This is a genomic window from Streptomyces glomeratus (genome assembly GCF_021462825.1).
Lineage (GTDB): Bacteria > Actinomycetota > Actinomycetes > Streptomycetales > Streptomycetaceae > Streptomyces > Streptomyces glomeratus.
In genome coordinates, this window is sequence record NZ_JAKEEB010000007.1 from 194641 (window position 1) to 220680 (window position 26040).

General features: G+C 71.7%; 20 protein-coding genes and 1 pseudogene. 4 read left to right on the top strand and 17 right to left on the bottom strand.

The features are described from left to right. Positions 1-7: 7 nt before the first annotated feature. The 3 genes from LZ604_RS11310 to LZ604_RS11320 form a co-directional block, all read right to left on the bottom strand. Positions 8-1855, bottom strand: coding sequence for an acetolactate synthase large subunit (locus tag LZ604_RS11310; protein WP_234514858.1), 1848 nt, complete (start codon positions 1853-1855; stop codon positions 8-10). Between the two features lie 232 nt (positions 1856-2087). Next, complete coding sequence (locus LZ604_RS11315) at positions 2088-5315, bottom strand: EAL domain-containing protein (RefSeq protein ID WP_234514859.1); 3228 nt, start codon at positions 5313-5315, stop codon at positions 2088-2090. A gap of 346 nt (positions 5316-5661) precedes the next feature. Further along, entirely contained in the window at positions 5662-6606 is a 945-nt protein-coding gene (locus tag LZ604_RS11320; protein ID WP_234514860.1) for a 2-hydroxyacid dehydrogenase, read from the bottom strand. 75 nt (positions 6607-6681) lie between these two features. On the opposite strand from LZ604_RS11320, the gene LZ604_RS11325 reads away from it, so the two are divergent. Next, positions 6682-7680, top strand: coding sequence for an aldo/keto reductase (locus LZ604_RS11325; protein WP_234514861.1), 999 nt, complete (start codon positions 6682-6684; stop codon positions 7678-7680). Between the two features lie 109 nt (positions 7681-7789). Next, on the top strand, positions 7790-8941 hold the full coding sequence (locus tag LZ604_RS11330; protein WP_234514862.1) for a PQQ-dependent sugar dehydrogenase: 1152 nt from the start codon (positions 7790-7792) through the stop codon (positions 8939-8941). Between the two features lie 14 nt (positions 8942-8955). Here LZ604_RS11330 and LZ604_RS11335 read toward each other — a convergent pair whose 3' ends face one another. The 13 genes and pseudogenes from LZ604_RS11335 to LZ604_RS11395 all read right to left on the bottom strand — a co-directional run bounded on the left by LZ604_RS11335 (position 8956) and on the right by LZ604_RS11395 (position 23540). Beyond that, positions 8956-9144, bottom strand: a complete 189-nt coding sequence (locus LZ604_RS11335) for a DUF6191 domain-containing protein (protein WP_267971245.1) — start codon at positions 9142-9144, stop codon at positions 8956-8958. A 183-nt stretch (positions 9145-9327) separates the two neighbouring features. Then, complete coding sequence (locus tag LZ604_RS11340) at positions 9328-9915, bottom strand: hypothetical protein (RefSeq protein WP_234514864.1); 588 nt, start codon at positions 9913-9915, stop codon at positions 9328-9330. A gap of 70 nt (positions 9916-9985) precedes the next feature. Beyond that, positions 9986-10207 (bottom strand): annotated as a pseudogene (locus LZ604_RS11345) (GNAT family N-acetyltransferase); the annotation flags it as partial. 13 nt (positions 10208-10220) lie between these two features. Further along, positions 10221-12464 carry an MMPL family transporter gene (locus LZ604_RS11350; RefSeq protein ID WP_234514865.1) on the bottom strand — a complete coding sequence of 748 codons (2244 nt, stop codon included), beginning with the start codon at positions 12462-12464 and terminating at the stop codon, positions 10221-10223. 245 nt (positions 12465-12709) lie between these two features. After that, positions 12710-14224 carry an Asp-tRNA(Asn)/Glu-tRNA(Gln) amidotransferase subunit GatB gene (gene gatB / locus LZ604_RS11355; protein WP_234514866.1) on the bottom strand — a complete coding sequence of 505 codons (1515 nt, stop codon included), beginning with the start codon at positions 14222-14224 and terminating at the stop codon, positions 12710-12712. A 15-nt stretch (positions 14225-14239) separates the two neighbouring features. Next, a complete protein-coding gene (locus LZ604_RS11360; RefSeq protein ID WP_234514867.1) occupies positions 14240-14482 on the bottom strand; it encodes a hypothetical protein in 243 nt (80 codons plus the stop codon). Then, entirely contained in the window at positions 14479-15981 is a 1503-nt protein-coding gene (gene gatA, locus LZ604_RS11365; protein WP_234514868.1) for an Asp-tRNA(Asn)/Glu-tRNA(Gln) amidotransferase subunit GatA, read from the bottom strand. Before gatA ends, LZ604_RS11360 begins: the two co-directional genes overlap by 4 nt. 6 nt (positions 15982-15987) lie before the next feature. Beyond that, positions 15988-16284, bottom strand: a complete 297-nt coding sequence (gene gatC / locus LZ604_RS11370) for an Asp-tRNA(Asn)/Glu-tRNA(Gln) amidotransferase subunit GatC (protein ID WP_006130840.1) — start codon at positions 16282-16284, stop codon at positions 15988-15990. 365 nt (positions 16285-16649) lie between these two features. After that, a complete protein-coding gene (locus tag LZ604_RS11375) occupies positions 16650-18974 on the bottom strand; it encodes a putative bifunctional diguanylate cyclase/phosphodiesterase (protein WP_234514869.1) in 2325 nt (774 codons plus the stop codon). 226 nt (positions 18975-19200) lie between these two features. Beyond that, complete coding sequence (gene ligA, locus LZ604_RS11380) at positions 19201-21396, bottom strand: NAD-dependent DNA ligase LigA (RefSeq protein ID WP_234514870.1); 2196 nt, start codon at positions 21394-21396, stop codon at positions 19201-19203. Between the two features lie 15 nt (positions 21397-21411). Continuing rightward, a complete protein-coding gene (locus LZ604_RS11385) occupies positions 21412-22419 on the bottom strand; it encodes a methionine synthase (protein WP_234514871.1) in 1008 nt (335 codons plus the stop codon). A 33-nt stretch (positions 22420-22452) separates the two neighbouring features. Further along, positions 22453-22854, bottom strand: a complete 402-nt coding sequence (locus LZ604_RS11390) for a hypothetical protein (protein ID WP_234514872.1) — start codon at positions 22852-22854, stop codon at positions 22453-22455. Beyond that, positions 22851-23540, bottom strand: a complete 690-nt coding sequence (locus LZ604_RS11395) for an SDR family oxidoreductase (RefSeq protein ID WP_234514873.1) — start codon at positions 23538-23540, stop codon at positions 22851-22853. Before LZ604_RS11395 ends, LZ604_RS11390 begins: the two co-directional genes overlap by 4 nt. A gap of 165 nt (positions 23541-23705) precedes the next feature. Between LZ604_RS11395 and LZ604_RS11400 the strand changes: the two genes are divergently transcribed. Together LZ604_RS11400 and LZ604_RS11405 are read left to right on the top strand one after the other, a co-directional pair. Next, a complete protein-coding gene (locus tag LZ604_RS11400; protein ID WP_234514874.1) occupies positions 23706-24029 on the top strand; it encodes a DUF427 domain-containing protein in 324 nt (107 codons plus the stop codon). Between the two features lie 36 nt (positions 24030-24065). Then, complete coding sequence (locus LZ604_RS11405; RefSeq protein WP_234514875.1) at positions 24066-24845, top strand: alpha/beta fold hydrolase; 780 nt, start codon at positions 24066-24068, stop codon at positions 24843-24845. A 33-nt stretch (positions 24846-24878) separates the two neighbouring features. On the opposite strand, the gene mnmA is transcribed toward LZ604_RS11405, so the two are convergent. Continuing rightward, on the bottom strand, positions 24879-26003 hold the full coding sequence (mnmA, locus tag LZ604_RS11410) for a tRNA 2-thiouridine(34) synthase MnmA (protein ID WP_234514876.1): 1125 nt from the start codon (positions 26001-26003) through the stop codon (positions 24879-24881). Between the last annotated feature and the right edge of the window lie 37 nt (positions 26004-26040).

The window sequence follows — 26040 nt, forward strand, 5'->3', positions numbered from 1 at the left end:
CTCTCTCTCAGTCGTCCTCGTTGTCGCCGAAGTCGGGGCGGACGTCCCGAGCGGCCATGATCTCGTCATTGGAGGTGCCGGCGGCGACCATCGGCCACACCATCGCGTCCTCGTGGACGACGAAGTCCACGACGACCGGGCGGTCGTTGATGGAGTTCGCCTCCTCGATGACCTTGTCCAGGTCGTCCGGGGACTCGCAGCGGATCGCGTGGCAGCCCATGGCCTCCGACAGCTTCACGAAGTCGGGGACGCGGGTGCCCCGGGCCTCCGGGTTGACGTCGTCCGGGCCGGAGTGCAGCACCGTGTTGGAGTAGCGCTGGTTGTAGAAGAGGGTCTGCCACTGGCGGACCATCCCGAGGGCGCCGTTGTTGATGATGGCGACCTTGATCGGGATGTTGTTCAGGGCACAGGTCGTCAGCTCCTGATTCGTCATCTGGAAGCAGCCGTCGCCGTCGATCGCCCACACGGTCCGGTCGGGCTGCCCGGCCTTCGCTCCCATGGCGGCCGGGACCGCGTAGCCCATCGTCCCGGCACCGCCGGAGTTCAGCCAGGTGGCGGGCTTGTCGTACTGGATGAAGTGCGCGGCCCACATCTGGTGCTGTCCGACGCCCGCCGCGAAGACCGTGCCCTCCGGAGCGAGCTGCCCGATGCGCTCGATGACCTGCTGCGGCGACAGGGAGCCGTCGTCCGGCAGGTCGTAGCCGAGCGGGTAGGTGTCGCGCCAGCGGGAGAGGTCCTTCCACCAGGCGGTGTAGTCGCCCCGGTGGCCCTCGCTGTGCTCCTTCTGGACCGCCTGGACGAGGTCGGCGATGACCTCCCGGGCGTCACCCACGATCGGCACGTCAGCGGCGCGGTTCTTGCCGATCTCGGCCGGGTCGATGTCGGCGTGGACGATCTTGGCGTAGGGGGCGAAGCTGTCCAGCTTGCCGGTGACACGGTCGTCGAAGCGGGCTCCGAGGGCGACGATCAGGTCGGCCTTCTGCAGCGCGGTGACGGCGGCGACCGAGCCGTGCATGCCCGGCATCCCCACGTGCAGCGGGTGGCTGTCGGGGAATGCGCCGAGCGCCATCAGGGTGGTGGTGACGGGCGCTCCGGTGAGTTCCGCGAGGACCTTCAGCTCTGCGGTGGCCTTGGCCTTCAGGACGCCGCCGCCGACGTAGAGGACGGGCCGCTTCGCGGAGGTGATCAGCTTGGCTGCCTCGCGGATCTGCTTGGCGTGCGGCTTGGTCACCGGGCGGTAGCCGGGCAGGTCCGTGACGGGCGGCCAGCTGAAGGTGGTCCGGGCCTGGAGGGCGTCCTTGGCGATGTCGACGAGGACCGGGCCCGGGCGGCCGGTGGAGGCGATGTGGAACGCCTCCGCGATCGTGCGGGGGATGTCCTCGGCCTTGGTCACGAGGAAGTTGTGCTTGGTGATCGGCATGGTGATGCCGACGATGTCCGCTTCCTGGAAGGCGTCGGTGCCGATCGCCTTGGAGGCGACCTGGCCGGTGATCGCGACCAGCGGGACCGAGTCCATGTGGGCGTCCGCGATGGGGGTGACCAGGTTGGTGGCGCCGGGACCCGAGGTCGCCATGCAGACGCCGACCTTGCCGGTGGCCTGCGCGTAGCCGGTGGCCGCGTGGCCCGCACCCTGCTCGTGCCGCACCAGCACGTGGCGCACCCGCCGGGAGTCCATCAGCGGGTCGTACGCCGGAAGGATCGCACCGCCGGGAATACCGAATACCGTCTCGGCGCCGACCTCCTCGAGAGAGCGGATGAGGGACTGCGCACCCGTGACGTGCTCGGGCGCGGACTGGTGTCCTCCGGATCGGGGCCGCGGCTGCGGGTGATGGGCCCCGGTGGCCTGCTCGGTCATCGGCATTCTCTTCTCGATGCTGAGGGTTTTTGCGAGGTTCGGGCGTTGTTCGACAGGTGCGTGTGCAACAAAAAACCCCTCGTGCCGGTAGGCAAGCGAGGGGAGCGCGCCGGGTGTGGTCGCTGGGTGTTCCGGTTCATTTCCGGTGGGTCCCAGCTCAGCCGACGCGCTGTCCAAGTACGAGAATTCGGGTGCGCATGGCACTGACCCTCCCCCCGGCACGCCATCACTGTCAAGTGGGTGGGACGGGAGTCTCATTATGTGAGCGTAGGGCGTTCCCACCGCCGAAAACGGCAGGCACACCGCTTGTGTACAGGGCCGCTCCCCCGATCGCGAACGCCGGCGCCGGCTCCACCGGGCCATGCGGCACGGCACAGTGGCCGGAAGTGAGCGCCCGGCGCAGCCGGTGCTCGTCCAGCGGTCCCGAGAATGCCATGCCCTGCCCGTGCGTACAGCCCATCGCGCGCAGGGCGACGACCTGCTCGGGCAGATCCACCCCGTCGGCGACCGACTGCAGGCCGAGGTCCGTGGCGATGCGCAGCAGCCCACTGGTGATCTTGTGCAGGCGCGCGGACTCCACGACGCCCTCGACCAGGCCGCGGTCGAGCTTGAGTACGTCCACGGGGAGCCGGCGCAGCGCCGTGATCGCCGCGTAGCCGCTGCCGAGTCCGTCCAGGGCGACCCGGACGCCGATCCTGCGCAGTGCGCCGAGTCTGCGCTCCAGCTCGTCCAGGGAGACCTTGGGGTCGATGTCGGACAGCTCGATGACCAGGGCGCCCGAGGTCAGGCCGTGCCGCGTGAGCAGGCCCTCCACCGAGCCGAGGGGCAGGGAGCGGTCGAGAAGGCGGCGGGCGCTCATCCGTACGACGACGGGCACGGCGAGCCCGGTCGCGTTGCGTTCGGCGGCCTGCTGGACTGCCTCCTCCAGCATCCAGCGGCCGAGTTCGGCGGCCTTGTCGCTGTCCTCGGAGACCCGCAGGAACTCCGCGGGGGTGAAGAGCACACCCTGGGAGGAGCGCCAGCGCGCCTGGGCGCTGACGGATGCGATCCGGCCGTCCTGGAGCGACACGACGGGCTGGTGCAGCAGGGTGAACTCGCCGTCGTGCAGCGCGGCCCGCAGCCGGGTGGCCAGCTCGCCCTTGCGTACGACGTCCTGCTGCATCTGGGGCGCGTACAGCTCGACGCGGCCCTTGCCGGCGGCCTTGGCGCGGTACATGGCGAGGTCGGCGTTGCGCAGCAGTTCGCCCGCGCCCAGTCCCGGCTCCGCGAAGGCCACTCCGATGGACGCCGCCACCCGGACATCGTTGCCGTCGATGTCGTACGGCTGTGAGAGGGTCGCCCGGAGCCGGTCGGCGAGTTCCAGGATGTGTCCCTCGCGGGCGGCGCGGTCTCGGGTGCCGTCGCCGACGATGAGGGCGGCGAACTCGTCACCGCCCAGGCGGGCGGCGGTGTCCCCCTGCCGTACCGAGTCCTGGAGTCTGCGGGCGGCCTGGACGAGCAGTTCGTCGCCGGCCTGGTGCCCGATGGTGTCGTTGACCGCCTTGAAGCCGTCGAGGTCGATGAAGAGGACCGCCGTGTTCCGCAGGGCGGCGCCGCGGTCGGAGGCGCGGCGGCCGGAGAGCCCCTGCTGGACGCGCTTGGTGAACAGGGCGCGGTTGGGCAGATCGGTGAGCGGGTCGTGCTCGGCGTTGTGCTGGAGCTGTGCCTGCAGGCGCACTCGTTCGGTGACGTCGCGGCTGTTGAAGATCAGGCCGCCCTCGTGGCGGTTGACGGTGGACTCGACGTTGAGCCAGCCGCCGTCGCCGGACCTGAAGCGGCACTCGATACGGGTGGTGGGTTCATCGATGGGGCTGACGGCGAGGAAGCGGCGCACCTCGTGGACCACGCAGCCCAGGTCCTCCGGGTGGATGAGCGCGGCGAGCTCGGTGCCGACGAGCTCCTCGGCGGGGCGTCCGTAGACACCCGCGGCGGCCGGGGAGACGTATCTGAGGATGCCGCTGGGGGCGGCGATCATGATGACGTCGCTGGAGCCCTGTACCAGGGAGCGGAAGTGGTTCTCCTTCTGCGCGAGTTCCTGGGTGAGGGTGATGTTGTCGAGCAGCATGATGCCTTGGCGGACGACGAGCGCGAGGACCACGGCTCCCGCGGTGATGAGCACCACGCGGTCGACGCTGTGGCCGTTGAGGACGTTGTAGAGGATCCCCAGGGTGCAGACGGCGGCGGCCAGGTAGGGGGTGAGCGCGGCCAGCGATCCGGAGATCGGGCGCGTGGCCGGGTAGCGGTCGCGGTCGGCTCCGTGGGGGACCCCGGTCGGATAGCGGTCGCGCGCGGGCTGCTGCACGGAGGTGTGAACCGCCTGCCGCGGGAGCACGGACGCGTGTTCCCGTCCCCGGCCCGCCCGTGCGGAGTCCGGCCGGCGCCGGCCCGGTACGTGCGCGTGCACCACGCGCGCGTGGGCGTGGCCGCGCCGCAGTCGGTTCCGGGTGCCGACCCAGGGCGCGTACGCGAGGAGCAGCGAGCCGGAGAACCATCCGGCGTCCAGCAGTTGCCCCGAGTGGTAGCTGTTGTGCAGCAGCGGCGAGGTGAACAGGGCGTCGCACATCACGGTCAGGGCGAGCGCGCCGATGGCGGTGTTGACCGCCGACCGGTTGACCGCCGAGCGCCGGAAGTGGAGTGCGACCACCATGCTGATCAGGGCGATGTCCAGCAGGGGGTAGGCGAGCGACAGCGCGGCGTGCGCGACGCTCGGCCCGTCGAATCTCGCCGCCTGGGCGAGCGCGAGGCTCCACGACAGGGTGAGCAGCGAGCCGCCGATCAGCCACGCGTCAAGCGCGAGGCATACCCAACCCGCCTTGGTGACGGGCCTTTTGGCGAGCACGAGCAGTCCTACGATGGCGGGGGGAGCGAAGCAGAGGAAGCAGAAGTCGGCGAAGCTGGGCGAGGGGACTGCGCGGTCGAGGACGACCTCGTACCAGCCCCAGACGCCGTTGCCCAGTGAGGCCATGGCGGAGGAGAGCGCGAACAGCAGCCAGGCGGGTCGAAAGCGGCTGCGGCTGCGACGGGCGTAGACAAAGCAGGAGACCGATGCGGTGCCCGCCGCGAGGCTCAGGCCGAAGTCACCCATGAAGAGCGCGAGGCTCCGGCAACCCCAGTCGAGCGCGGAACCGACGGCGTATCCCGCGCACACCAGGGTCAGGACCAGTTGCGGAACCAGGCGCGTCCGGCATCCGTGGTCCGGACGGCCGACCGGCAGTGCTCCGGGGGAAGTCACCGGATCCTCCCGGTCCGGGGGGCCGCCGGGTCCCGCTGGTCCCGGTGCGCTGGGTGCGCATGCCTCTTGCGGCCGCTGTGCCTGCGGTGGTGATGATGATGACCGCCGTGTCCGCTGTGGACGCGTCTGCGCGTCGTCGCCCGCCAGGGTCGCAGCCCGCGACCCCGCCGCGTCGGATCGTTCGTCCATAGGCCGTGCATCGCCCGTCGCCCCCCTCGCATGTCTCAAAGTTCAGTCCCCGGCGCCGAACGGTGCGCGGCGCAGCCCCTGTCCGGGACGATACACCAGTCTCGTCACTCAGGGACATAGCTTCTCTACGCTCAGTGACGACCAGCGAGGATGCGCGTACGTACCGCGTACGAGGGACTGCGGAGCGTACTGGAAGCGGACGGGGGGACAACGGGGAACGACACGTGCGCCGGTGGTGCGCCCCCTCGAAAGGCAGGCGCGCGGACGGCGGCGATGGCGTGAAACATACGCCCCCGGGCCGTCCCGGCAGCCGCAGCCGGCCCCCGCCCCGTCCCGGCGCACCGGCCTATTCGAGACCGGTCGTCAAAACCACATTCGCCATCGGTTCCCCCTGCGCGAAACGGTTCAGCTGGGCACTCAGAAGGCGTGTGGCGCGGGGCCGGAAAGCCGAAGTGGGACCGCCCACATGAGGAGTGATCAGCACGCCCGGCGCATGCCACAAGGGGTGTCCCGCGGGCAGCGGTTCGGGATCCGTGACGTCGAGGGCGGCCGTGATGCGGCCGGTCTCCAGCTCGGCCAGCAGCGCCTTGGTGTCGACGACGCCGCCGCGCGCGACGTTGACGAGCAGCGCCCCGTCCTTCATCCGGGCCAGGAAGCCCGCGTTGACCAGGCCTTTCGTCTCCGCCGTGAGCGGCGTGACGACCACCACGACATCGGCGTCGGGAAGAAGTTCCGACAATCGGGAGAGGGGATGCACGGGACCGCGCGCCGACTCACGCTCGCGGCGCGCGATGCGCGCCACCCGCGCGACCTCAAAAGGCGCGAGCCGGTCCTCGACGGCGGCGCCGACCGAGCCGTATCCGACGATGAGGACGGACTTGTCGGCGAGTGCGGGACGGAAACCGGAACGCCACTCCTCGCGGTCCTGTCCCCGGACGAAATCGGGGATGCCGCGCAGCGAGGCGAGGATGAGGGTCAGCGCGAGCTCGGCGGTGCTGGCGTCGTGCACCCCGCGCGCGTTGCACAGCTGCACCCCGTCGGGCAGCAGCGGCAGGCCCGGTTCGACGTGGTCGAAGCCGGCGGAGAGCGTCTGCACGACCTTCACGGACGTCATGGCGGCCATCGGGCGCACCGCCACCTCGCTGCCCTTCATGTAGGGCACCACGTAGAACGCGCAGTCGGCGGGATCCGCGGGAAACTCCTGGCCGCCGTCCCAGAAGCGGTAGTGGAAGCCCTCGGGGAGGTCCCTTATCTCGTCGGTGCGGAACGGAAGCCAAACGTCTTCGGTCATGGTCAGGAGGCTATGCGAAGGATCGCGTGTCGCATTGGTTAGTTTGGGGTGCCAGGAAAGGGAGGGCACGGCCAGGTGGAGCGCAGGACGATCGGCGCGGCAACGCTCGAAGTGGGGGCCGTCGGACTCGGGTGCATGCCGATGAGCTGGGCGTACTCCGGTTCGCGGCAGCGGGGTGACGAGTCGCTGCGGACGGTGCACCGGGCGCTCGACCTGGGGCTGACGCTGCTCGACACGGCCGACATGTACGGACCGTTCACCAATGAGCTGCTGGTGGGCCGGGTGCTCAAGGAGCGGCGTGCCGAGGCGTTCGTGTCGACCAAGGTCGGTCTGCTGGTGGGTGAGCAGCACATCGTGGCCAACGGCCGTCCGGGCTATGTACGCCGCGCCTGCGACGCCTCGCTGCGGCGGCTGCAGACGGACGTCATCGACCTGTACCAGCTGCACCGTGCGGACCCCGAGGTTCCCGTCGAGGAGACCTGGGGTGCCATGGCAGAGCTGGTACGGGCCGGGAAGGTACGGGCGCTCGGGCTGTGCGCGGTGGGCGCGCGGGGCGGACGGCGGACCGGGGCACGGCTGTACGACGGGACGATCCGGCAGCTGGAGCGGGTGCAGCAGGTGTTCCCGGTGAGCGCGGTGGAGGCCGAGCTGTCGGTGTGGTCGGCGGAGTCGCTGGACGCACTGGTGCCCTGGTGCGCCGCGCGCGGGGTCGGCTTTCTCGCCGCGATGCCGCTCGGCAACGGCTTCCTGACCGGCACGCTGACGCCGGGCGAGGGCTTCGAGCCGGACGATCTGCGTGCCAGGCACCCCCGCTTCACCGCCGAGATGATGGCGGCCAACCAGCCCATCGTGGCCGGCCTGCGCCGGGTGGCGCGCCGCCACGGTGAGGACGTCACGCCCGCTCAGGTGGCCCTGGCCTGGGTCCTGGCACAGGGACGGCACGTGGTCCCGGTGCCGGGCGCGAAACGGGAGCGATGGGTCACGGAGAACGCGGGCGCGCCCGGCCTCCGGCTGACCCCGCGGGACCTCACGGACCTCGCGTACCTGCCGACGGCGCAGAAGTCGTGGGACTGAGCGGCGGCGCGGGTCCGACCCGATCGGCCGGTTCTCCGCCGGGCGGGGAACCCCGGGGCGTCGCGCAGCGTACGTAGGGGAGAAGCCCCGCGTCGAAGGGACCTGGATCGTGCGACGTCGAGCTGTGGCGGCCGTGTCGGCCGCGGCCGCGCTCCTGCTGGCGGCGGGCTGCTCCCCCGGTGCCGGGGACACGCCCGGCGGCGGGAGCTCCTCCTCCGCTCCGGGGACGACCGCGCCCGGGCGGACGGGCGAGCGGACCCCGCCCGCGAAGGGTTCCGTCCGTGTGGTGCGGACGGTCGCCGAGGGCCTCAGGACTCCCTGGGGCCTTGCCCCGCTGCCCGGCGGCGGGCTGCTGGTCTCCTCCCGGGACGACGGGACGATCACCCGTATCGACGACAAGACGGGGAGGAAGACCGAGCTGGGCGCGGTGCCCGGTGCCTCGGCCGCCGGCGAGGGGGGCCTGCTGGGGATCGCCCTCTCCCCCGGCTACGCCTCGGACCACTTGGTCTACGCCTACCTGACGACCGACTCCGACAATCGCATCGTGCGCATGCTGTACGAGCCGCAAAGGCCCGCCGGTGCGCAGCTGGGCGCACCGGACACGGTCTTCAAGGGCATCCCGAAGGGGCTGATCCACAACGGCGGCAGGATCGCGTTCGGCCCGGACGGCATGCTGTACGCGGGCACGGGTGAATCCGGCGAGCGGGGTCTGGCTCAGGACCGGGCCTCCCTCGGCGGCAAGATCCTTCGCATGACGCCGGACGGCGAGCCCGCCCCCGGCAATCCCTTCGGGAATTCGGCCGTGTACTCCTGGGGCCACCGCAACGTCCAGGGTCTGGCCTGGGACGGCGAACAGCGGCTGTTCGCCGCGGAGTTCGGCCAGGACACCTGGGACGAGCTGAACGCGATCAAACCGGGCGACGACTACGGCTGGCCGAACGCCGAGGGGAAGTCGGCCGACCCCCGTTACCACGACCCGCTCGCCCAGTGGCACACCGACGCGGCCTCCCCCAGTGGCATCGCCTACGCCGGGGGCTCCCTGTGGATGGCAGGCCTGCGCGGGCAGCGGCTGTGGCGCGTGCCGTTGAACGGAACCGAGGCGTCCGCACCCCCGCAGGCGTTCCTGAAGGGTGCCTACGGCCGCCTGCGCACCGTGGTCGCGGCCGACGGCAACAGGCTGTGGCTGACCACGAGCAACACGGACGGCCGGGGCAAACCCTCGAAGACCGACGACCGGATCCTGGAGCTGGAGATCTCGTAGGGCGCCCGCCGCGCTCAGGCCGGGCGGGTGTCCGGATCGTCGTCGGGAGCCGGCTCCGAGATCCGTATGACGACCTTTCCGGAGGACAGGTCGATCGGGCCCGTTCCCGGATCGCCGTTCGTCACGTCCAGTCGGGACAGTTCCAGGCGGCGGTGCTCGTCGTGGGCGTGCTTGCGGCCTGGTGCGAACAGTTCCTCGAACATGTTGAACACAGTGCCTCCTAGTGCCCCGCTTCCGGGGGCGCAGTCCCACCCGCGCTCGCCGGGATGGCCCTTCCCTGAACGCGCGGAGGGCCCCAGGGCTTCCGCCGGACACGCGAAAGGGCCCCGGGGTTTCCGCGCGGATGCGGCGGAAGGCCCAGGGCCCCTGGCGGGAGCTGCGCGGACTCAGCCGGCGGACGGCAGTCCGAGCAGGACGTCGGTGTACTTGAGGACGGCCAGGAACAGCCCGATGACACCCAGGGCGACACCGCCCCAGGCGACCGACTTGATCCACACGGCCTGCGGCTTCCCCGGCGCCCCGAACGCGGGGCGGGCCAGGACGACGACGCCGACGATCAGCGCGGCCAGCGCGAACAGACCGCCCCAGAGCGCGGTGGCGTGCCAGGCGTTGCCGTACACCTCCTTGATCTGCTGCGAGACGCTGGCCGTCGACGAGGTCCGCAGCTGGCCCACGAGGGTCTCCCGCGCGGAGGCCACCGTGGAGACCCAGCTGCCGGTGAGGGAGACGATGCCGAGCCCGGCCGCGACGACCGCGCCCGCTCCCTGACCGACTCCGGACGGCCCCGCGGGCGCCGTCTCCTCGGGCGCCGTCTCCTCGGACGCCGTCTCCTCGGGCGTGTTCTCCTCGGGCCGGCCCTCGGTCCCGGACTCCCCGGCCCTCTCGTCGCCGTCGATGGCCTCCACCTTCTCCTCGTCGTTGGTCGCCTGGGCGCCGGTTGCGGCCCCGGCCTCGTCGACTGTCTCGGTTCCCATGCCTCGCACCGTACGGACGCTGTCTGAGAGGTCTCTTAATGATCGTCTGATGACCGTCGCGGGCGCCGGGCACGTGGCTCTCGCGCAGTACGCCGTCCCTGGTCATGCCCAGCCGCCGCGCCACCTTGATGCTCGGGACGTCGGCGGAGGGGGCGTACCACTCCACACGGTGCATACCACGCTCGTCGACCGCCCAATCGATGAGCACCCGCATGCCACGGCTGACGAGCCCCCGCCCGCGGTCCGGGTGCGCCGGGAACTCCTCGGCGTGCCGCGGTTCCGGGGGACGCAGTCCCGCCCCGTCGTCACCCGTGGATGTCGCGCACGTCCTGCTGCCGCTCCTTCAGGAGTACGCCCACCAGCGCGTCCTCGTCGGCGCGCTGCCTCGGCATCGCCGCACGGCACTCCGGCGGTTCGATGCACAGACGCGGCAGCCGGCGGTCCAGCCAGGCCGGCAGCCACCAGTTGGCGCCGCCGAGCAGGTGCATCAGGGCGGGGACGAGAAGGGTGCGGAGGATGAACGCGTCCAGCGCGACGGCCGAGGCCAGCGCGACACCGAACATGCCGATCACCCGGTCGCCGCCGGCCACGAAGGCGAGGAAGACGGAGATCATGATGACGGCCGCCGAGTTGATCACCCGGCTGGTCTCGGCGAGCCCGACTCGCACGGCCCGCCGGTTGTCCCGGGTCTCCAGCCACTCCTCGTACATACGGCTGACCAGGAACACCTGATAGTCCATGGAGAGGCCGAAGAGCACCGAGACCATGATCACGGGGAGGAAGGGCTCGATCGGTCCGGCGCGGCCGAGACCCAGCAGCTCGCTCCCCCAGCCCCACTGGAAGATCGCGACGACCACACCGAACGCGGAGGCGACGGCGGCGAGGTTCATCGCCGCGGCCTTCAGCGGGATGCCGAAGGACCGGAAGGCGAGCAGGAGCAGCACACAGCCCAGACTGATCACCACGCCCACGAACAGCGGCAGCTTGCCGACGATCACTCCGGCGAAGTCGTCGTAGGCCGCCGTCACGCCGCCCACGGACACGTCCAGCGTGGTGCCCTGCTCGGCGCGCGGCAGCACCTCGTCGCGCAGCCGGTGCACAAGGTCGCTGGTCTGCTCGGACTGCGGGGAGGACTGCGGTACGACGGTGAGGTAGGCGGTGTCGCCGCCGCTGTTGTAGGTCACCGGGGTCACCGAGGCGACGCCCTTGGTGGCCGCGAGGGTGGTGTCGAGGTTGTCGAGCGCGAGCCTGTCCTCGGCGCCGCCGACATGGGTGACCAGGGTGAGCGGGCCGTTGACGCCCGGTCCGAAGCCGTCGGCGAGCAGGTCGTACGCCTGCCGGGTGGTCGACGTCTTCGGATCGTTGCCCTGGTCGGAGGTGCCGAGGTGGAGGGAGAGCGTCGGCAGGGCGAGCAGCGCCATCACGGCGAGCGCGATGGCGCCGAGCTTCTTGGGGTGACGCTCGACGAACGCGGACCAGCGGGCGGCGAGCCCGGTGGGCACCTCGGGTTCGGGCCCGTGCTCGGCCAGCCGGCGCCGCTCGCGCTTGCTGAGGGCGCGCGGACCGATGAACGACAGCAGGGCCGGCAGCAGGGTCACGGAGGCCGCGACGGTGAGGAGGACGGTCAGACACGCGGCGAACGCCACACCGTTGAGGAAGCCGAGCCGCAGGATCAGCATGCCGAGCAGCGCGATGCACACCGTCGCGCCCGCGAAGACGACGGCCCGCCCGGTGGTGGCGACGGCGCCCACGGCGGCCTCCGTCACCGGGATGCCGCGCTTCAGGCTCCGGCGGTGCCGCGTCACGATGAACAGCGCGTAGTCGATGCCGACGCCGAGCCCGATCAACAGGCCGAGCATGGGCGCGAAGTCGGCGACGGTCATGGCATGGCCCAGCAGGCCGACGCCGGAGTAGGCGGTGCCGACGCCGATCAGCGCGGTCGCGATGGGCAGCAGGGAGGCGGCGAGCGAGCCGAAGGCGAGGAAGAGGACCACCGCGGCGACGACCACGCCGACGGCCTCGGCGAGATGCCCGCCCTTCGGCTGGGAGAGCGCGACAGCGCTGCCGCCCAGCTCCACCTTCAGGCCGCGGGTCTCGGCGGCCTTGGCGGTGTCGACGAGGGCCTTGGCCTCGCCCTTGCCGATGTTCTCGCTCGGCTCGTCGAAGGTGATGGTGGCGTACGCGGTGCGGCCGTCCCCGCTGATCTGGCCGCTGTGGCCGCCCTGGTAGGGGTTGGTGACGGAGGCGACGCCGGGCAGGCTCCCGATCCGGTCCAGGGTGCGGGTCATCGTCTGCTCGACGTCGGCGGAGCGCACCCCGCCGGGATCGGTCGTGCGCCATACGACGCTGTCGCTGTCGCCGCCGAGGCCGGGGAAGCCCTGCTGGAGCAGCTGGGTCGCGCGGCCGGCCTCGGTGCCGGGGGCGTCGTAGTGGTTCGAGTACGCGGAGCCTGCGACGGTGGCGCCGACCGTGACACCGGCGAAGGCGATCAGCCAAAGCAGGACGGTCACAAGGCGGTGGCGCACACACCAGCGCGCGAGGGCTGCCACAGACGTGCTCCCTGGGGGTGGTGGTTCGTGGATCTTTGACCGGGAACAGCCTCTGGTGGAACTGAACAGCCCGCAAAGAACGAATGAGCAATCTCCAACACTGTGGCATCCGAAGGAGATCATTTGTCTCTTTCGTGGGGTTAGTCACAGGAATGCGACCCACGTCACACAAAGGGGCGGTCCATCGCATGCGATGGACCGCCCCTGAGGACGTTCGCCCCTGAGGGCGTTCCGCTCGTGACCTCTCAGCCCTCGCTGACGCCCAGCTTCTCCAGGATCAGCTCCTTGACGCGGGCGGCGTCGGCCTGGCCGCGGGTGGCCTTCATGACCGCGCCGACCAGGGCACCGGCCGCGGCCACCTTGCCGCCGCGGATCTTGTCCGCGACGGCGGGGTTGCCGGCGATGGCCTCGTCGACGGCGGCGGTCAGCGCACCCTCGTCGGAGACGACCTTCAGACCGCGCTTCTCGACGACCTCGTCCGGCGTGCCCTCGCCCGCGAGGACGCCCTCGATGACCTGGCGGGCCAGCTTGTCGTTCAGGTCGCCTGCGGCGACCAGCTTGGCGACCCGGGCGACCTGCTCCGGCGTGATCGACAGCTCGTCCAGGGCCTTGCCGGACTCGTTCGCGTGACGCGCCAGCTCGCCCATCCACCACTTGCGGGCGGAGGCCGCGTCGGCGCCCGCCTCGATGGTGGCGACGATCGGGTCAAGGGCGCCGGCGTTGAGGATCGCCTGCATGTCGGTCGCGGAGATCCCCCACTCCTCCAGCAGCCGGGTGCGGCGCACGAGAGGCAGCTCCGGCAGCGCCGCGCGCAGCTCCTCTACCCACTCGCGCGGGGGCGCGACGGGCACCAGGTCCGGCTCGGGGAAGTACCGGTAGTCCTCGGCCTCCTCCTTGGTGCGGCCCGAGGTCGTCGAGCCGGTGTCCTCGTGGAAGTGGCGGGTCTCCTGGATCACCTTGCCGCCGCCGTCGAGCACGGCGGCGTGGCGCTGGATCTCGTAGCGGGCCGCGCGCTCCACGGAACGCAGCGAGTTGACGTTCTTCGTCTCGGAGCGGGTGCCGAACTTCTCGGAGCCCTTCGGCATCAGCGACAGGTTCACGTCGCAGCGCATCTGGCCCATCTCCATCCGGGCCTCCGACACACCGAGCGCCCGGATCAGCTCGCGCAGCTCGCGGACGTACGCCTTGGCCACCTCGGGGGCGCGCTCGCCCGCGCCGACGATCGGCTTGGTGACGATCTCGATCAGCGGGATGCCGGCGCGGTTGTAGTCGAGGAGGGAGTGGGAGGCGCCGTGGATACGGCCGGTGGCGCCGCCGACGTGCGTCGACTTGCCGGTGTCCTCCTCCATGTGGGCGCGCTCGATCTCCACGCGGAAGGTCTCGCCGTCCTCCAGCTGTACGTCGAGGTAGCCGTTGAAGGCGATCGGCTCGTCGTACTGGGAGGTCTGGAAGTTCTTCGGCATGTCCGGATAGAAGTAGTTCTTCCGGGCGAAGCGGCACCACTCGGCGATCTCGCAGTTCAGCGCGAGACCGATCCTGATCGCGGACTCCACGCCGGTCGCGTTGACGACCGGGAGGGAGCCGGGCAGGCCGAGGCAGGTGGGGCAGGTCTGCGAGTTCGGCTCGGCGCCGAGTGCCGTGGAGCAGCCGCAGAACATCTTGGTCTTGGTGCCGAGTTCGACATGGACCTCGAGGCCCATGACGGGGTCGTACGACGCCAGCGCGTCCTCGTACGACACCAGGTCGGTCGTGGTGGTCACGGTGAAACTTCCCTCTCAGCCCAGCAGGACGTCGTCGTCGCCCAGCCGCTTCAGCTCGCGGTAGAGGATCGCGAGGCCGGTGACGATGGCGGCGGCGGACACGGCCGCGTCGATCAGGCGCAGCGTGTCGTTCTCGACGCGGGCCTTCTTGGCCTGCTTCGCGACACTGATCGCGCCGAACGCGGTGGTGGCCATGGACAGGTACATACCGGACTTGGACTTCTTGAAGCCCTTGGCCTTGGACAGTGCCTTACTCACAGCGACGGAGCCTCCTCGAGAAGCGGGTGCCCCCACTTTTCCACGAAGGCGGCCTCGACGGCGGCGCCGACCTTGTAGAGGCGGTCGTCCTTCATCGCCGGGGCGATGATCTGCAGGCCCACCGGAAGGTTGTCCTCCGGCGCGAGGCCGCAGGGCAGCGACATGGCGGCGTTGCCGGCCAGGTTGACCGGGATGGTGCACAGGTCCGCGAGGTACATCGCCATCGGGTCGTCGGCGCGCTCGCCGATCGGGAAGGCGGTGGTGGGGGTCGTCGGCGACACGATCACGTCGACCTGCTCGAACGACTTCTCGAAGTCGCGGGTGATGAGCGTACGGACCTTCTGGGCGGAGCCGTAGTACGCGTCGTAGTAGCCCGAGCTGAGGGCGTACGTGCCGAGCATGATGCGGCGCTTGACCTCGGCGCCGAAGCCCGCCTCCCGGGTGAAGGAGGTGACCTCCTCGGCGGAGTGCGAGCCGTCGTCGCCGACGCGCAGGCCGTAGCGCAGGCCGTCGAAGCGGGCGAGGTTGCTGGAGCACTCGCTCGGGGCGATCAGGTAGTACGCGGCCAGCGCCAGGTCGAAGGACGGGCAGTCCAGCTCGACGATCTCGGCGCCCAGCTCCCTGAGCAGGGCGACGGCCTCGTCGAAGCGCTGCACCACACCGGCCTGGTAGCCCTCGCCGCGGAACTGCGTGACGACACCGATGCGCATGCCCGCCACGCTGCCGTTGCGCGCGGCCTCGACGACCGGCGGGACCGGGGCGTCGATGGAGGTGGAGTCGAGCGGGTCGTGCCCGCCGATGACCTCGTGCAGGAGGGCGGCGTCCAGGACCGTACGGGCGCAGGGGCCGCCCTGGTCGAGGGAGCTGGAGAAGGCGACCATGCCGTAGCGGGAGACACCGCCGTAGGTCGGCTTGACGCCGACCGTGCCGGTGACGGAGGCGGGCTGGCGGATGGAGCCGCCGGTGTCCGTGCCGATGGCGAGCGGGGCCTGGAAGGAGGCGAGCGCGGCGCTCGAACCACCGCCGGAGCCGCCCGGGATGCGGGTGAGGTCCCAGGGGTTGCCGGTCGGGCCGTAGGCGCTGTTCTCGGTGCTGGACCCCATGGCGAACTCGTCCATGTTGGTCTTGCCGAGGATGACGACGTCCGCGTCCTTCAGCTTCTTCGTGAGGGTCGCGTCGTACGGCGGGATCCAGCCCTCGAGGATCTTGGACCCGACGGTGGTGGGCACGCCCTTGGTGGTGAAGATGTCCTTGAGCGCGAGCGGCACGCCGGCCAGCGGGCCGAGCTTCTCGCCGCGCTCCCGCTTCTCGTCCACGGCACGGGCCTGCGCGAGCGCGCCCTCGCGGTCGACGTGCAGGAAGGCGTGCACCTTCTCGTCCACGGCCTCGATGCGGGCGAGGTGGGCCTCCGTGACCTCGACGGCGGTCAGCTCGCCGGAGGCGATCTTCTCGGCGGTCTGGGCCGCGGTGAGCCGGATGATGCTGTTCTTGTCCGTCATGGCGGGCTACTCCTCCCCCAGGATCTGCGGCACCTTGAAACGCTGCTGCTCCTGGGCAGGGGCGCCGGACAGCGCCTGCTCGGGGGTGAGCGACGGACGGACCTCGTCCGCGCGCATGACGTTCGTCAGCGGCAGCGGGTGGGAGGTCGGGGGTACGTCTTGGTCGGCGACCTCGCTGACGCGGGCGACCGCGCCGATGATGTCGTCGAGCTGGCCTGCGAAGTGGTCGAGCTCTTCGGGCTTCAGCTCCAGACGCGCCAGCCGGGCGAGGTGGGCGACCTCCTCGCGCGTGATGCCAGGCATGCAGCGATCCTCTGGGGTGAGTGTGTGTGGTTTGGGGCCAATCCTATGGCGCGAGCCCGGGTGCCCGCGCATGGGTTTGCCCCGGCCCGGCCGCCCACGGACCACCCGACGCCACGAGGGACAGGCCCCCTCGCCTCTGACGGGCGGTTCACCGGCGCCGGAGACTCGCCGGCCGCAGGCCCCCACCGAGCTCCGGCCGGGGCACCGACCGGCCGTGCGCGCCTCGCTGACAGCGGGGCACGCGTCGGCCGTGGAGGGTGCGCTCACCGGCCTTGTCCGGTGCGGACGGTGCAGCGGAGGCGAACCGCTCGCCCGGTGTACACCGCTTGCCGGCCGCAGGCCGTCGCGTGCGGCTGCCTGCTCGTCTACTCGTCCGTCGCCGCCGCGGGAAGCGCGGCCCTCGGGCGCTGCCAGCCCCGGGCGCCACGCGCTCGGAGCCACGCCGTCGTCTCGTCGGGCGGCATCGCGGCCGCGACCAGCCAGCCCTGCACCGCATCGCACCCGAGGTCGCGCAACCGCTCCCACGTCTCGTCGTCCTCGACCCCCTCCGCGACGACGAGCAGCCCCAGCGAATGCGCCAGGTCGACCGTGCAGCGCACGATCTCCGCGTCCTCCGCGTCCACCGCGAGCCGCGCCACGAACGAACGGTCGATCTTCAGCTCGCTCACCGGCAGCCGCCGCAGATGGACCAGCGACGAGTAGCCCGTGCCGAAGTCGTCCAGCGACATCTTCACGCCGTGCCCGGCCAGCCCGGCCAGCGTGTCGGCGGCGCGCTGCGGGTCCTCCAGGAGTACGTGCTCGGTGATCTCCAGTTGCAGCGCACCCGCGGGGACCCCGTGACGCGCCAGCCGCGCGGCGACCGCGCCCGCGAATCCGGGCGTGTGCACGTCCCGGGGCGAGACGTTCACGGCCACCGGGACCCGCAGCCCCTGGGCCCGCCAGCGCGCCACCTGCCCGAGCGCCGTCTCCAGTACGTACTCCGTCAGGTGCGGCATCAGCCCGGACGACTCCGCGATCGCGATGAACTCGTCCGGCGGCACCTTCCCGCGCTCCGGGTGCACCCACCGCACCAACGCCTCCAGCCCGGCGACCTGCCCGTCGAAGCGGACCTTGGGCTGGTAGTGCAGCTCCACCTCGTGGGCGTCCAGCGCGCGTCGCAGATCACCCAGCAGCCCGAGCCGGTCCGGGGTGTTCGAGTCCCGCTTGGACTCGTAGACCTCCACCCCCGTACGGTCCCGCTTCGCCTGGTACATCGCGACGTCCGCCCGCTGCAGCAGCCCCTCCGCGTCCAGCGCGTGCTCGGGGAAGACGGCCACCCCGGCGCTGGCCTCCAGGACCAGCGTGAGTCCGTCGAGGTCCAGCGGCGAGCCGAGCGCCGCGACCAGGTTGCGGGCCGCCCGTGACGCGGACGTCGTGGAGTCCGCGACGGGCAGTAACACGGCGAACTCGTCCCCTCCGAGCCGCGCCGCCTCCGCACCGCGCGGCAGCGCGAGGCGCAGCCGCTCGGCTATCTGAAGGAGCAGCCGGTCGCCGGCGAGATGACCGAGCGTGTCGTTCACCGACCGGAAGCGGTCGAGGTCGATCAGCATCAGGGCGGCCCGCGCACCGATCCGCTCGGCGTCGTCGAGCGCCGTCCAGGTGCGCTCCAGCAGCCACTGCCGGTTGGGCAGCCCGGTCAGCGGGTCGCGCAGCTGTTCCTCGGCCCGGGCCCGGGCGATCCGCAGGGTGGAGTCCAGCGCGATGAGCGGGATGGCGAACAGGGGCAGCAGGATCGGGAGGGCGACGGCGACGACGCAGATCAGCGGGGCGATACCGAGCAGGGCGAGGGCGACGAGTCCCTGCCTGACCAGGGCTGAGCGGGCGACCGTGGGCAGTCCTCCGGCGCGAGGCACCTGCACGTACCACAGCAGCAGCCGGGTCACCAGGAGGTACGCGGCGGCGACGAGGACGACCTGGGGCGCGGTGTAGAGGGTCCAGCTCTGCGGGTTCCAGGGATCCTCGACGGTCGGGACGCGCCCGAAGACGGCCAGGACGAGGGCTCCGGCGCCGATGCCGAGGATGTCGACCGCGCCGTACAGGATGCCCTGCCGCCAGTGGCCGAGCCGGGCCGCGCCGGCCAGCGCGACGACGGTGAGGCTGACCAGTCCGGCGGGCACCCAGCCGTACAGCAGCAGCACGGCGAGGGTGAGGGCCGCGCCGGAGCCCGTGGCGCCCCACCACCGCACACGGCCGAGCGCGACCAGGTGGCCGACGATGATGCCGGTGAGCACGGCCAGGGACCAGCCGACGGTGCCGGACGGGAAGAGCGCGTGGTGTCCGCCGAACGCTCGGTAGAAGCCGGCGCCGAGGACGCCCGCGGCCGCCGCGACGACCGCCGCGGGCAGCACGGGCCGGGACCCGTGCCCCTCGCCGTCCAGGCCGGGATGGCCGGACGGCAGCCCGGCGGACAGCGCCCCGGCCCGCGGTGCGGCGGCCTGCACGGGGACGACGGCCGGCAGGTTCCTCGGCGGGGTGCCGGCGCCGCGGACGGTGCCCGCCGCGGGTGCCGGGCCCGGGAGGGTGCCCGGCACGGCACTCGCGCCGTGGGGGCGCCGCGGGGTGCGCGCGGTGCGGCGGCAGGGCCGCCAGGCGCCGGACATCCGGCGCAGGCGCAGCCGTGAGTCCGAGGGGGCGCTCTCGGTCGGTTCCATTCCCGTCCCTCTCACAGCCGGCGGTGCCCACGCCACGCGGCCCGCTGCCCGACGAACCGTCAACGGCACCGCGTCTGAGAACCCGCCACGCGTCCGGGCACGGCAGGCGCACACGTCAACAGTAGGCCGCAGAAGGCGTCTACGGGCAGCGGTCGGAGACGGTTGCCCGAATGCGACCCGGCCACCCTATGCATCTGATATGCGCAGTACGGGTGGCCTTCAACCACTACTCCCCGGTCGGAAGGGCCACTTCCGCCGCCGCGTCGGGTCCCTGCTCCAACAGAACCGTGAAACCGTCCTCGTTGAGCACGGGAACCTTCAGCTGCATGGCCTTGTCGTATTTCGAGCCCGGATTCTCACCGACGACCACGAAGGACGTCTTCTTCGAAACGGAACCGGTCACTTTCGCTCCCCGGCTCTGGAGGGCTTCCTTGGCCCCGTCGCGGGTGAACTGTTCGAGAGTGCCGGTGACGACGACGGTCAGCCCCTCCAGCGGGCGCGGGCCCTTGTCCTCGCCCGAGCCCTCGTCCTCCATACGGACGCCCGCGGCCTTCCACTTGCGGATGATCTCGCGGTGCCAGTCCTCGGCGAACCACTCCTTGACGGAACGCGCGACGATCTCCCCCACGCCGTCCGTGTTCTTCAGCTCCTCCTCGGTGGCCTGGTCGATACGGTCGATGGAGCGGAAGGCGCGGGCCAGCGCCTCCGCGGCGACCGGACCGACGTGACGGATCGAAAGGCCGGTCAGGACACGCGCGAGCGGGCGCTGCTTGGCGGCCGCGATGTTCTCCAGCATCGCAAGGGCGTTCTTCTTGGGCTCGCCCTGCTGGTTGGCGAAGACCGTGACGATCTTCTCCTCGCCGGTCTTCGGGTCGCGCTTGGGCAGACCGCTGTCCTGGTCCAGGACGTACGCCGTGATGGGCAGCAGCTGTTCGGCGGTGAGGCCGAAGAGGTCGCCCTCGTCCCTCAGCGGCGGCTCGGCGGGCTCAAGCGGCTTGGTGAGGGCGGTGGCGGCCACGTATCCGAAGTGCTCGATGTCCAGCGCCTTGCGGCCGGCGAGGTAGAACAGCCGCTCACGCAGCTGGGCCGGGCAGGTCCGGGCGTTCGGGCAGCGGAGGTCGACGTCGCCCTCCTTCATGGGCCGCAGCGGCGTACCGCACTCGGGGCACTCGGAAGGCATCACGAACTCGCGCTCGGTGCCGTCCCGCAGGTCGACGACCGGGCCGAGGATCTCCGGGATGACATCGCCGGCCTTGCGCAGCACCACCGTGTCGCCGATGAGCACGCCCTTGGCCTTGACGACGTCCTGGTTGTGCAGGGTGGCGAACTCGACCTCGGAGCCAGCGACCGTGACCGGCTCGACCTGCGCGTACGGTGTCACCCTGCCGGTACGGCCCACGCCCACACGGATGTTGACGAGCTTGGTGTTGACCTCCTCGGGCGCGTACTTGTACGCGATCGCCCAGCGCGGGGCGCGCGAGGTGGAACCCAGACGCCCCTGAAGGGGGATCTCGTCGAGCTTGACGACGACCCCGTCGATCTCGTGCTCCACGGAGTGGCGGTGCTCGCCGTAGTACGCGATGAACTCGCGTACGCCGTCGAGGTCCCCGACCACCTTGTTGTGCCTGGCGGTGGGCAGGCCCCAGGACTGCAGCAGGTCGTACGCCTGGGAGAGACGGGTGAGGCCGTCCTTGAGGCCCTTCAGGGCGCCGATGCCGTGCACCACCATGTGCAGCGGGCGGGTGGCCGTGACACGCGGGTCCTTCTGCCGCAGGGAACCCGCCGCCGCGTTGCGCGGGTTGGCGAAGGGCTTGTCGCCGCCCTGGACCAGGCGGGCGTTCAGCTCCTCGAACTTGTCCATCGGGAAGTAGACCTCGCCCCGGATCTCCACGAGGTCGGGGACCCGGTCGCCCTTGAGGCGGTCCGGGATCTCCGCGATCGTCCGGACGTTCGGGGTGATGTCCTCACCCATGCGGCCGTCTCCCCGGGTCGCCGCGCGCGTGAGGCGGCCGTGCTCGTAGGTGAGGTTGACCGCGAGGCCGTCGACCTTCAGCTCGCACAGGAAGTGGTGCGCGGAGGTGCCGACCTCCCTGGCGACGCGGTCGGCCCAGGCGGCGAGCTCCGCGTCGTCGAAGGCGTTGTCGAGGGAGAGCATGCGCTCGCGGTGCTGGACGGCCGTGAACTCCGTCTCGTACGCCCCCGCGACCTTCTGGGTGGGCGAGTCGGGGGTGCGCAGCTCGGGGTACTGCTCCTCGAGCGCCTCCAGGGAGCGCAGGAGCCGGTCGAACTCCGCGTCGCTGATGACGGGAGCGTCCTTCACGTAGTACCGGAAGCGGTGCTCCTCGATCTGCTCGGCGAGCTGCGCGTGCTGCTCCCGGGCCTCGACGGGCACCGTCGTCTCCGCTTGCTTGTCGCCGGCCACCGTGTTGTCCTCCCGTTACTCTGGGTTGTCCGCGAGGGATCTCGCCGCCCGGACGCAGTGGGCGAGCGCCCGGCGGGCGTAGTCCGGGGAAGCGCCCGCGAGCCCGCACGTGGGGGTGAGCGTGACCGTCTCCGCGAGAAGTCCCGGACGCAGGCCCAGCCTGCGCCACAGCGTCCTGACACCCATGACGCTACCGGCAGGGTCCGACAATGGGCCGTCCGTGCCCGGCACGATCCCGGCGAAGAGCCGGGTGCCCCCCTCCACCGCCTCCCCGATCGCCTCGTCGTCACGCTCGGTGAGGAGCGAGAAGTCGAAGGACACGGCGGCGGCGCCCGCCCGGCGCAGCAGGGCGAAGGGCACGTCGGGTGCGCAGGAGTGGACGACGACCGGGCCGTCCGCGTGCACCGCGACGACTTCGCGCAGGGTGGCCTCGACCACCTGCCGGTCGACGGCCCGGTGCGTCCGGTAGCCGCTCGCGGTCTTCACCTGCCCGCGCAGCACCGCCGTCAGGGACGGCTCGTCGAGCTGGAGGACCGGCCGGGCGCCCGGTACGCGGCGCCGCACCTCCTCGAGGTGGAGCCGCACCCCCTCCGCGAGGGACCCGGCGAGATCGCGGCAGGCGCCGGGGTCGGACAGCGCTGCTTCGCCGTTCCTCATCTCCAGGGCGGCGGCGAGCGTCCAGGGCCCCACCGCCTGCACCTTCAGCGGCCCCTCGTACCCCTGGGTGAACTCCTCGAGCGCGTCCAGGTCCTCGCCCAGCCAGGAGCGGGCCCGTCTGGTGTCGCGCCCGGGCCGGTCCCCGAACCGCCAGCCGCTGGGCTCCACACGCGCGTACAGATCGACGAGCATCCCTGCGGTCCGCCCGATCATGTCCGCGCCGGGGCCCCGGGCGGGGAGCTCGGCGAGGAACGGGAAGTCCTCGAAGCTTCCGGTGACGGTTTTGGCGGCCTCCCGGGCGTCCCCACCGGGCATGGACCCCACTCCGGTGGCGGCACCGAATCCGAACTGGCTGTTTTCGCTCACCGGTGCAGCCTACGGAATCATCCCGGGCCGGTTTCAACGCCCGTACGCGCCGAGCCGCTCCAGAAGGGCGAGCGGCCCGGCGGGGTCGGCCACCTCGAGGTTGTCGCCGAACCGTCCGCGCTCCCGGGCGATGTCCGTGCGGCCGTGGTGGCTGCCGCTCCCGGCGCACTCGTCCTCGGCGTCCGGCAGCGCGATGGCCAGGCTGCCGAAGCGGCGGCAGATGTCGCCCGGAGACTCCCCGGTGGTGGTCAGCCCCCGGAGCTGCGCGAGGTCGTCGCGTTCGAAGACCCCGGCCACGACCGGGCGCCCGGCGAGCGGTCCGGCGTCCTCCCCGCCCCGCAGCATCACCGCTGCCTCGCTGCACGCCCACGCCTCGTCCAGCCAGGCGCGGAACTCGTCACCGCCCGCCGCGCCGCCCGCCCTTCGCGGGCTCACCGTCCCGGCCGCACCGTCAGGTCGTTGACCTCCGCGTCCCTCGGGAGGTCCAGGCACATCAGGATCGTCGTCGCGACCGACTCGGGGTCGATCCACCCGGACGGGTCGTACGGCTTGCCCTCCTGCTGATGGACCTTGGCCTGCATGGGGGTCGCGGTGCGGCCCGGGTAGACCGAGGTGACCTTGACGCCGTTCGCGCGCTCCTCCTGGCGCAGGGAGTCCGCGAGGGCCTTCAGACCGTGCTTGGAGGCCGCGTACGCCGACCAGTCCGCATGCGCGTTCAGACCCGCGCCGGAGTTCACGAACACCACATGGCCCCGCGCGACCCGGAGCTGGGGCAGGAAGTGGCGGGTCAGCTCCGCGGGGGCGATCAGGTTGACGTTCAGCTGGTGGCGCCAGGACTTGGGGGTCAGCTCGCTCACCGGGCCGAGGTCGACCACGCCGGCGATGTGCAGCAGGGAGTCCACCCGGTCGGGCAGGGTCTGGTGGGAGAACGCCCAGGACAGCTTGTCCGGGTCGGCGAGGTCGCCCACCAGGGTCGTGGCCCCGGGGAACTCGGCGGCCAGGTCCTTCGCCCTGCCCGCGTCGCGCGCGTGGAGCACGAGATCGTCCCCGCGCGCGTGCAGGCGGCGGGCCACGGCCGCGCCGATGCCGGAACCGGCTCCGGTGATCACATGAGTAGCCATGCCCGCCATGCTCGCACCCCGGTGCCGGGTCCTGTCGTCGGACTCCCGCCGTCCGCCCGGCGGCCCGGGCCCCGGGGTGGCGCCGGGCAGCGCCCGCGCGACACGGATTTTCGCCCCGTCACCGTAAGCGGGAAGAACCGGGGCCCTCGCGCATGCTGTTCAGGTATGGCCGAAGGACACACGATCACCATCGAGAAAACCGACCGGCACGTGCGCGTGGTGCACGGCGGACAGATCCTCGCGGAGAGCGACCGCGCCCTCGTGCTGCGCGAGACCGGTTGCCCCATGCGGTACTACATCCCCGCCGAGGACGTCCGCATGGATCTCCTGACCCCCTCCGAGACGCACACCGACTGCCCCTTCAAGGGGACGGCGTCGTACTGGTCGCTGCCGGACGCGGCGGACCTGGTGTGGGCGTACCCCGACCCCAGGCCGGACGTCGCCCTGATCAAGGACCACCTCTGCTTCTACGAAGTGGAGGTGTCGTGAGCGACTAAAGCCGCGCCCTGGGGCAGTCTCACAGACATGGACAAGCAGACGATCTCGCGCGACGGCACCCGCATCGCCTTCGAACGCACCGGACAGGGCCCGGCGGTCGTCCTGGTGAGCGGTGCGATGTCCACGGGCGCCACGGTGGCGCCCCTGGCCGCACGCCTCTCCGACCGTTTCGGCGTCATCGTGTACGACCGCCGGGGCCGCGGCGGGAGCGGCGACACACAGCCGTACGCCGTGGCCCGCGAGGTCGAGGACCTCGCGGCGCTCATCGAGGCGGCGGGCGAGGAGGCGTGGCTCTACGGCATCTCGTCCGGCGGCGCGCTGGCCCTGGAGGCGGCGGCGAGCGGGCTGCCGGTGCGCGGGGTCGCCGTCTACGAGACGCCGTACGCCGACTTCGGGGGCGGCGAACCGCAACGCGCGGAATACACCGTGAATCTCCACGAGGCGCTCGGGCAGGGCCGGCGCGGCGACGCGGTGGAGCTCTTCCTCCGGCTCACCGGTCTGGCCCCGGAGGTGATCGCGAGCGCCCGGCAGTCCCCCATGTGGGCCGACATGGAGGCGATCGCCCCGACCCTCGCCTACGACGACGCCGTGATGGGCAACGGACTGGTGCCCGGGGAGCGGCTGGGCTCGATCCCCGTCCCCGTACTGTCCCTGGCGGGCGGCGCGAGCCCGGAGTGGCTGCGCAGGGCGGCCGAGGCGGTCGCGCGGTCGGCACCCCGCGGCACCTACCGGACCCTGGAGGACCAGAACCACATGGTGGAGCCGCAGGTGCTCGCTCCGGTGCTGGCGGAGTTCTTCACGAGCTAGCGGCCGCACGCCGCAGCGGCCGCGTGCCCGGGGTCAGGCGACCGCGCTCGTCGCGCGTGTCGTCGACGCGATCGTCGCCGAGCCCACCACGCGCGTGCCGTCGTACAGCACGATCGCCTGGCCGGGGGCGACGCCGCGGACCGGCTCGCCGAAGGTGACCCGCAGCTCGCCGTCGACGAGTTCCGCGGTGACCTCGCTCTCGCCGCCGTGGGCGCGCAGCTGGGCCGTGTAGGTGCCGGGGCCGGCCGGTGCGGTGCCGCACCAGCGGGGCTTGACGGCGGTCAGGGCGCCGACGTCCAGGGAGGAGGCCGGGCCCACCGTCACGGTGTTGGTGACGGGCGAGATGTCGAGGACGTAGCGCGGCTTGCCGTCGGGTGCCGGGGTGCCGATTCTGAGGCCCTTGCGCTGGCCGATCGTGAACCCGTAGGCGCCCTCGTGGGTGCCCACCTTGCTGCCGGACTCGTCGAGGATGTCGCCCTCGGCCCTGCCGAGCCGCTTGGCCAGGAAGCCCTGGGTGTCGCCGTCGGCGATGAAACAGATGTCGTGCGAGTCGGGCTTCCTGGCGACCGCGAGGCCCCGGCGCTCGGCCTCCGCGCGGATCTCGTCCTTGGTGGTGACCGTGTCGCCGAGCGGGAAGATCGCGTGCGCCAGCTGCCTCTCGTCGAGCACACCGAGGACGTACGACTGGTCCTTGGCCATGTCTGAGGCGCGGTGCAGTTCGCGCGTGCCGTCGTCGAGGGTGACGACCTTGGCGTAGTGGCCCGTGCAGACGGCGTCGAAGCCGAGCGCGAGGGCCTTGTCGAGCAGCGCCGCGAACTTGATCTTCTCGTTGCAGCGCAGGCACGGGTTGGGGGTGCGGCCGGCCTCGTACTCGGCGACGAAGTCCTCGACCACGTCCTCGCGGAACCGCTCGGCGAGGTCCCAGACGTAGAACGGGATGCCGATGACGTCCGCGGCGCGGCGGGCGTCGCGCGAGTCCTCGATGGTGCAGCAGCCGCGCGCGCCCGTGCGGAACGACTGCGGGTTCGCGGACAGCGCGAGATGGACGCCGGTCACGTCGTGGCCCGCTTCGGCGGCACGGGCGGCGGCGACGGCGGAGTCGACTCCGCCGGACATGGCGGCGAGGACGCGGAGGGGGCGCTGCGGGGTCTCAGTCATAGCCCTTCAAGAGTACGGGTCGTCCGGCGCCCCGGGC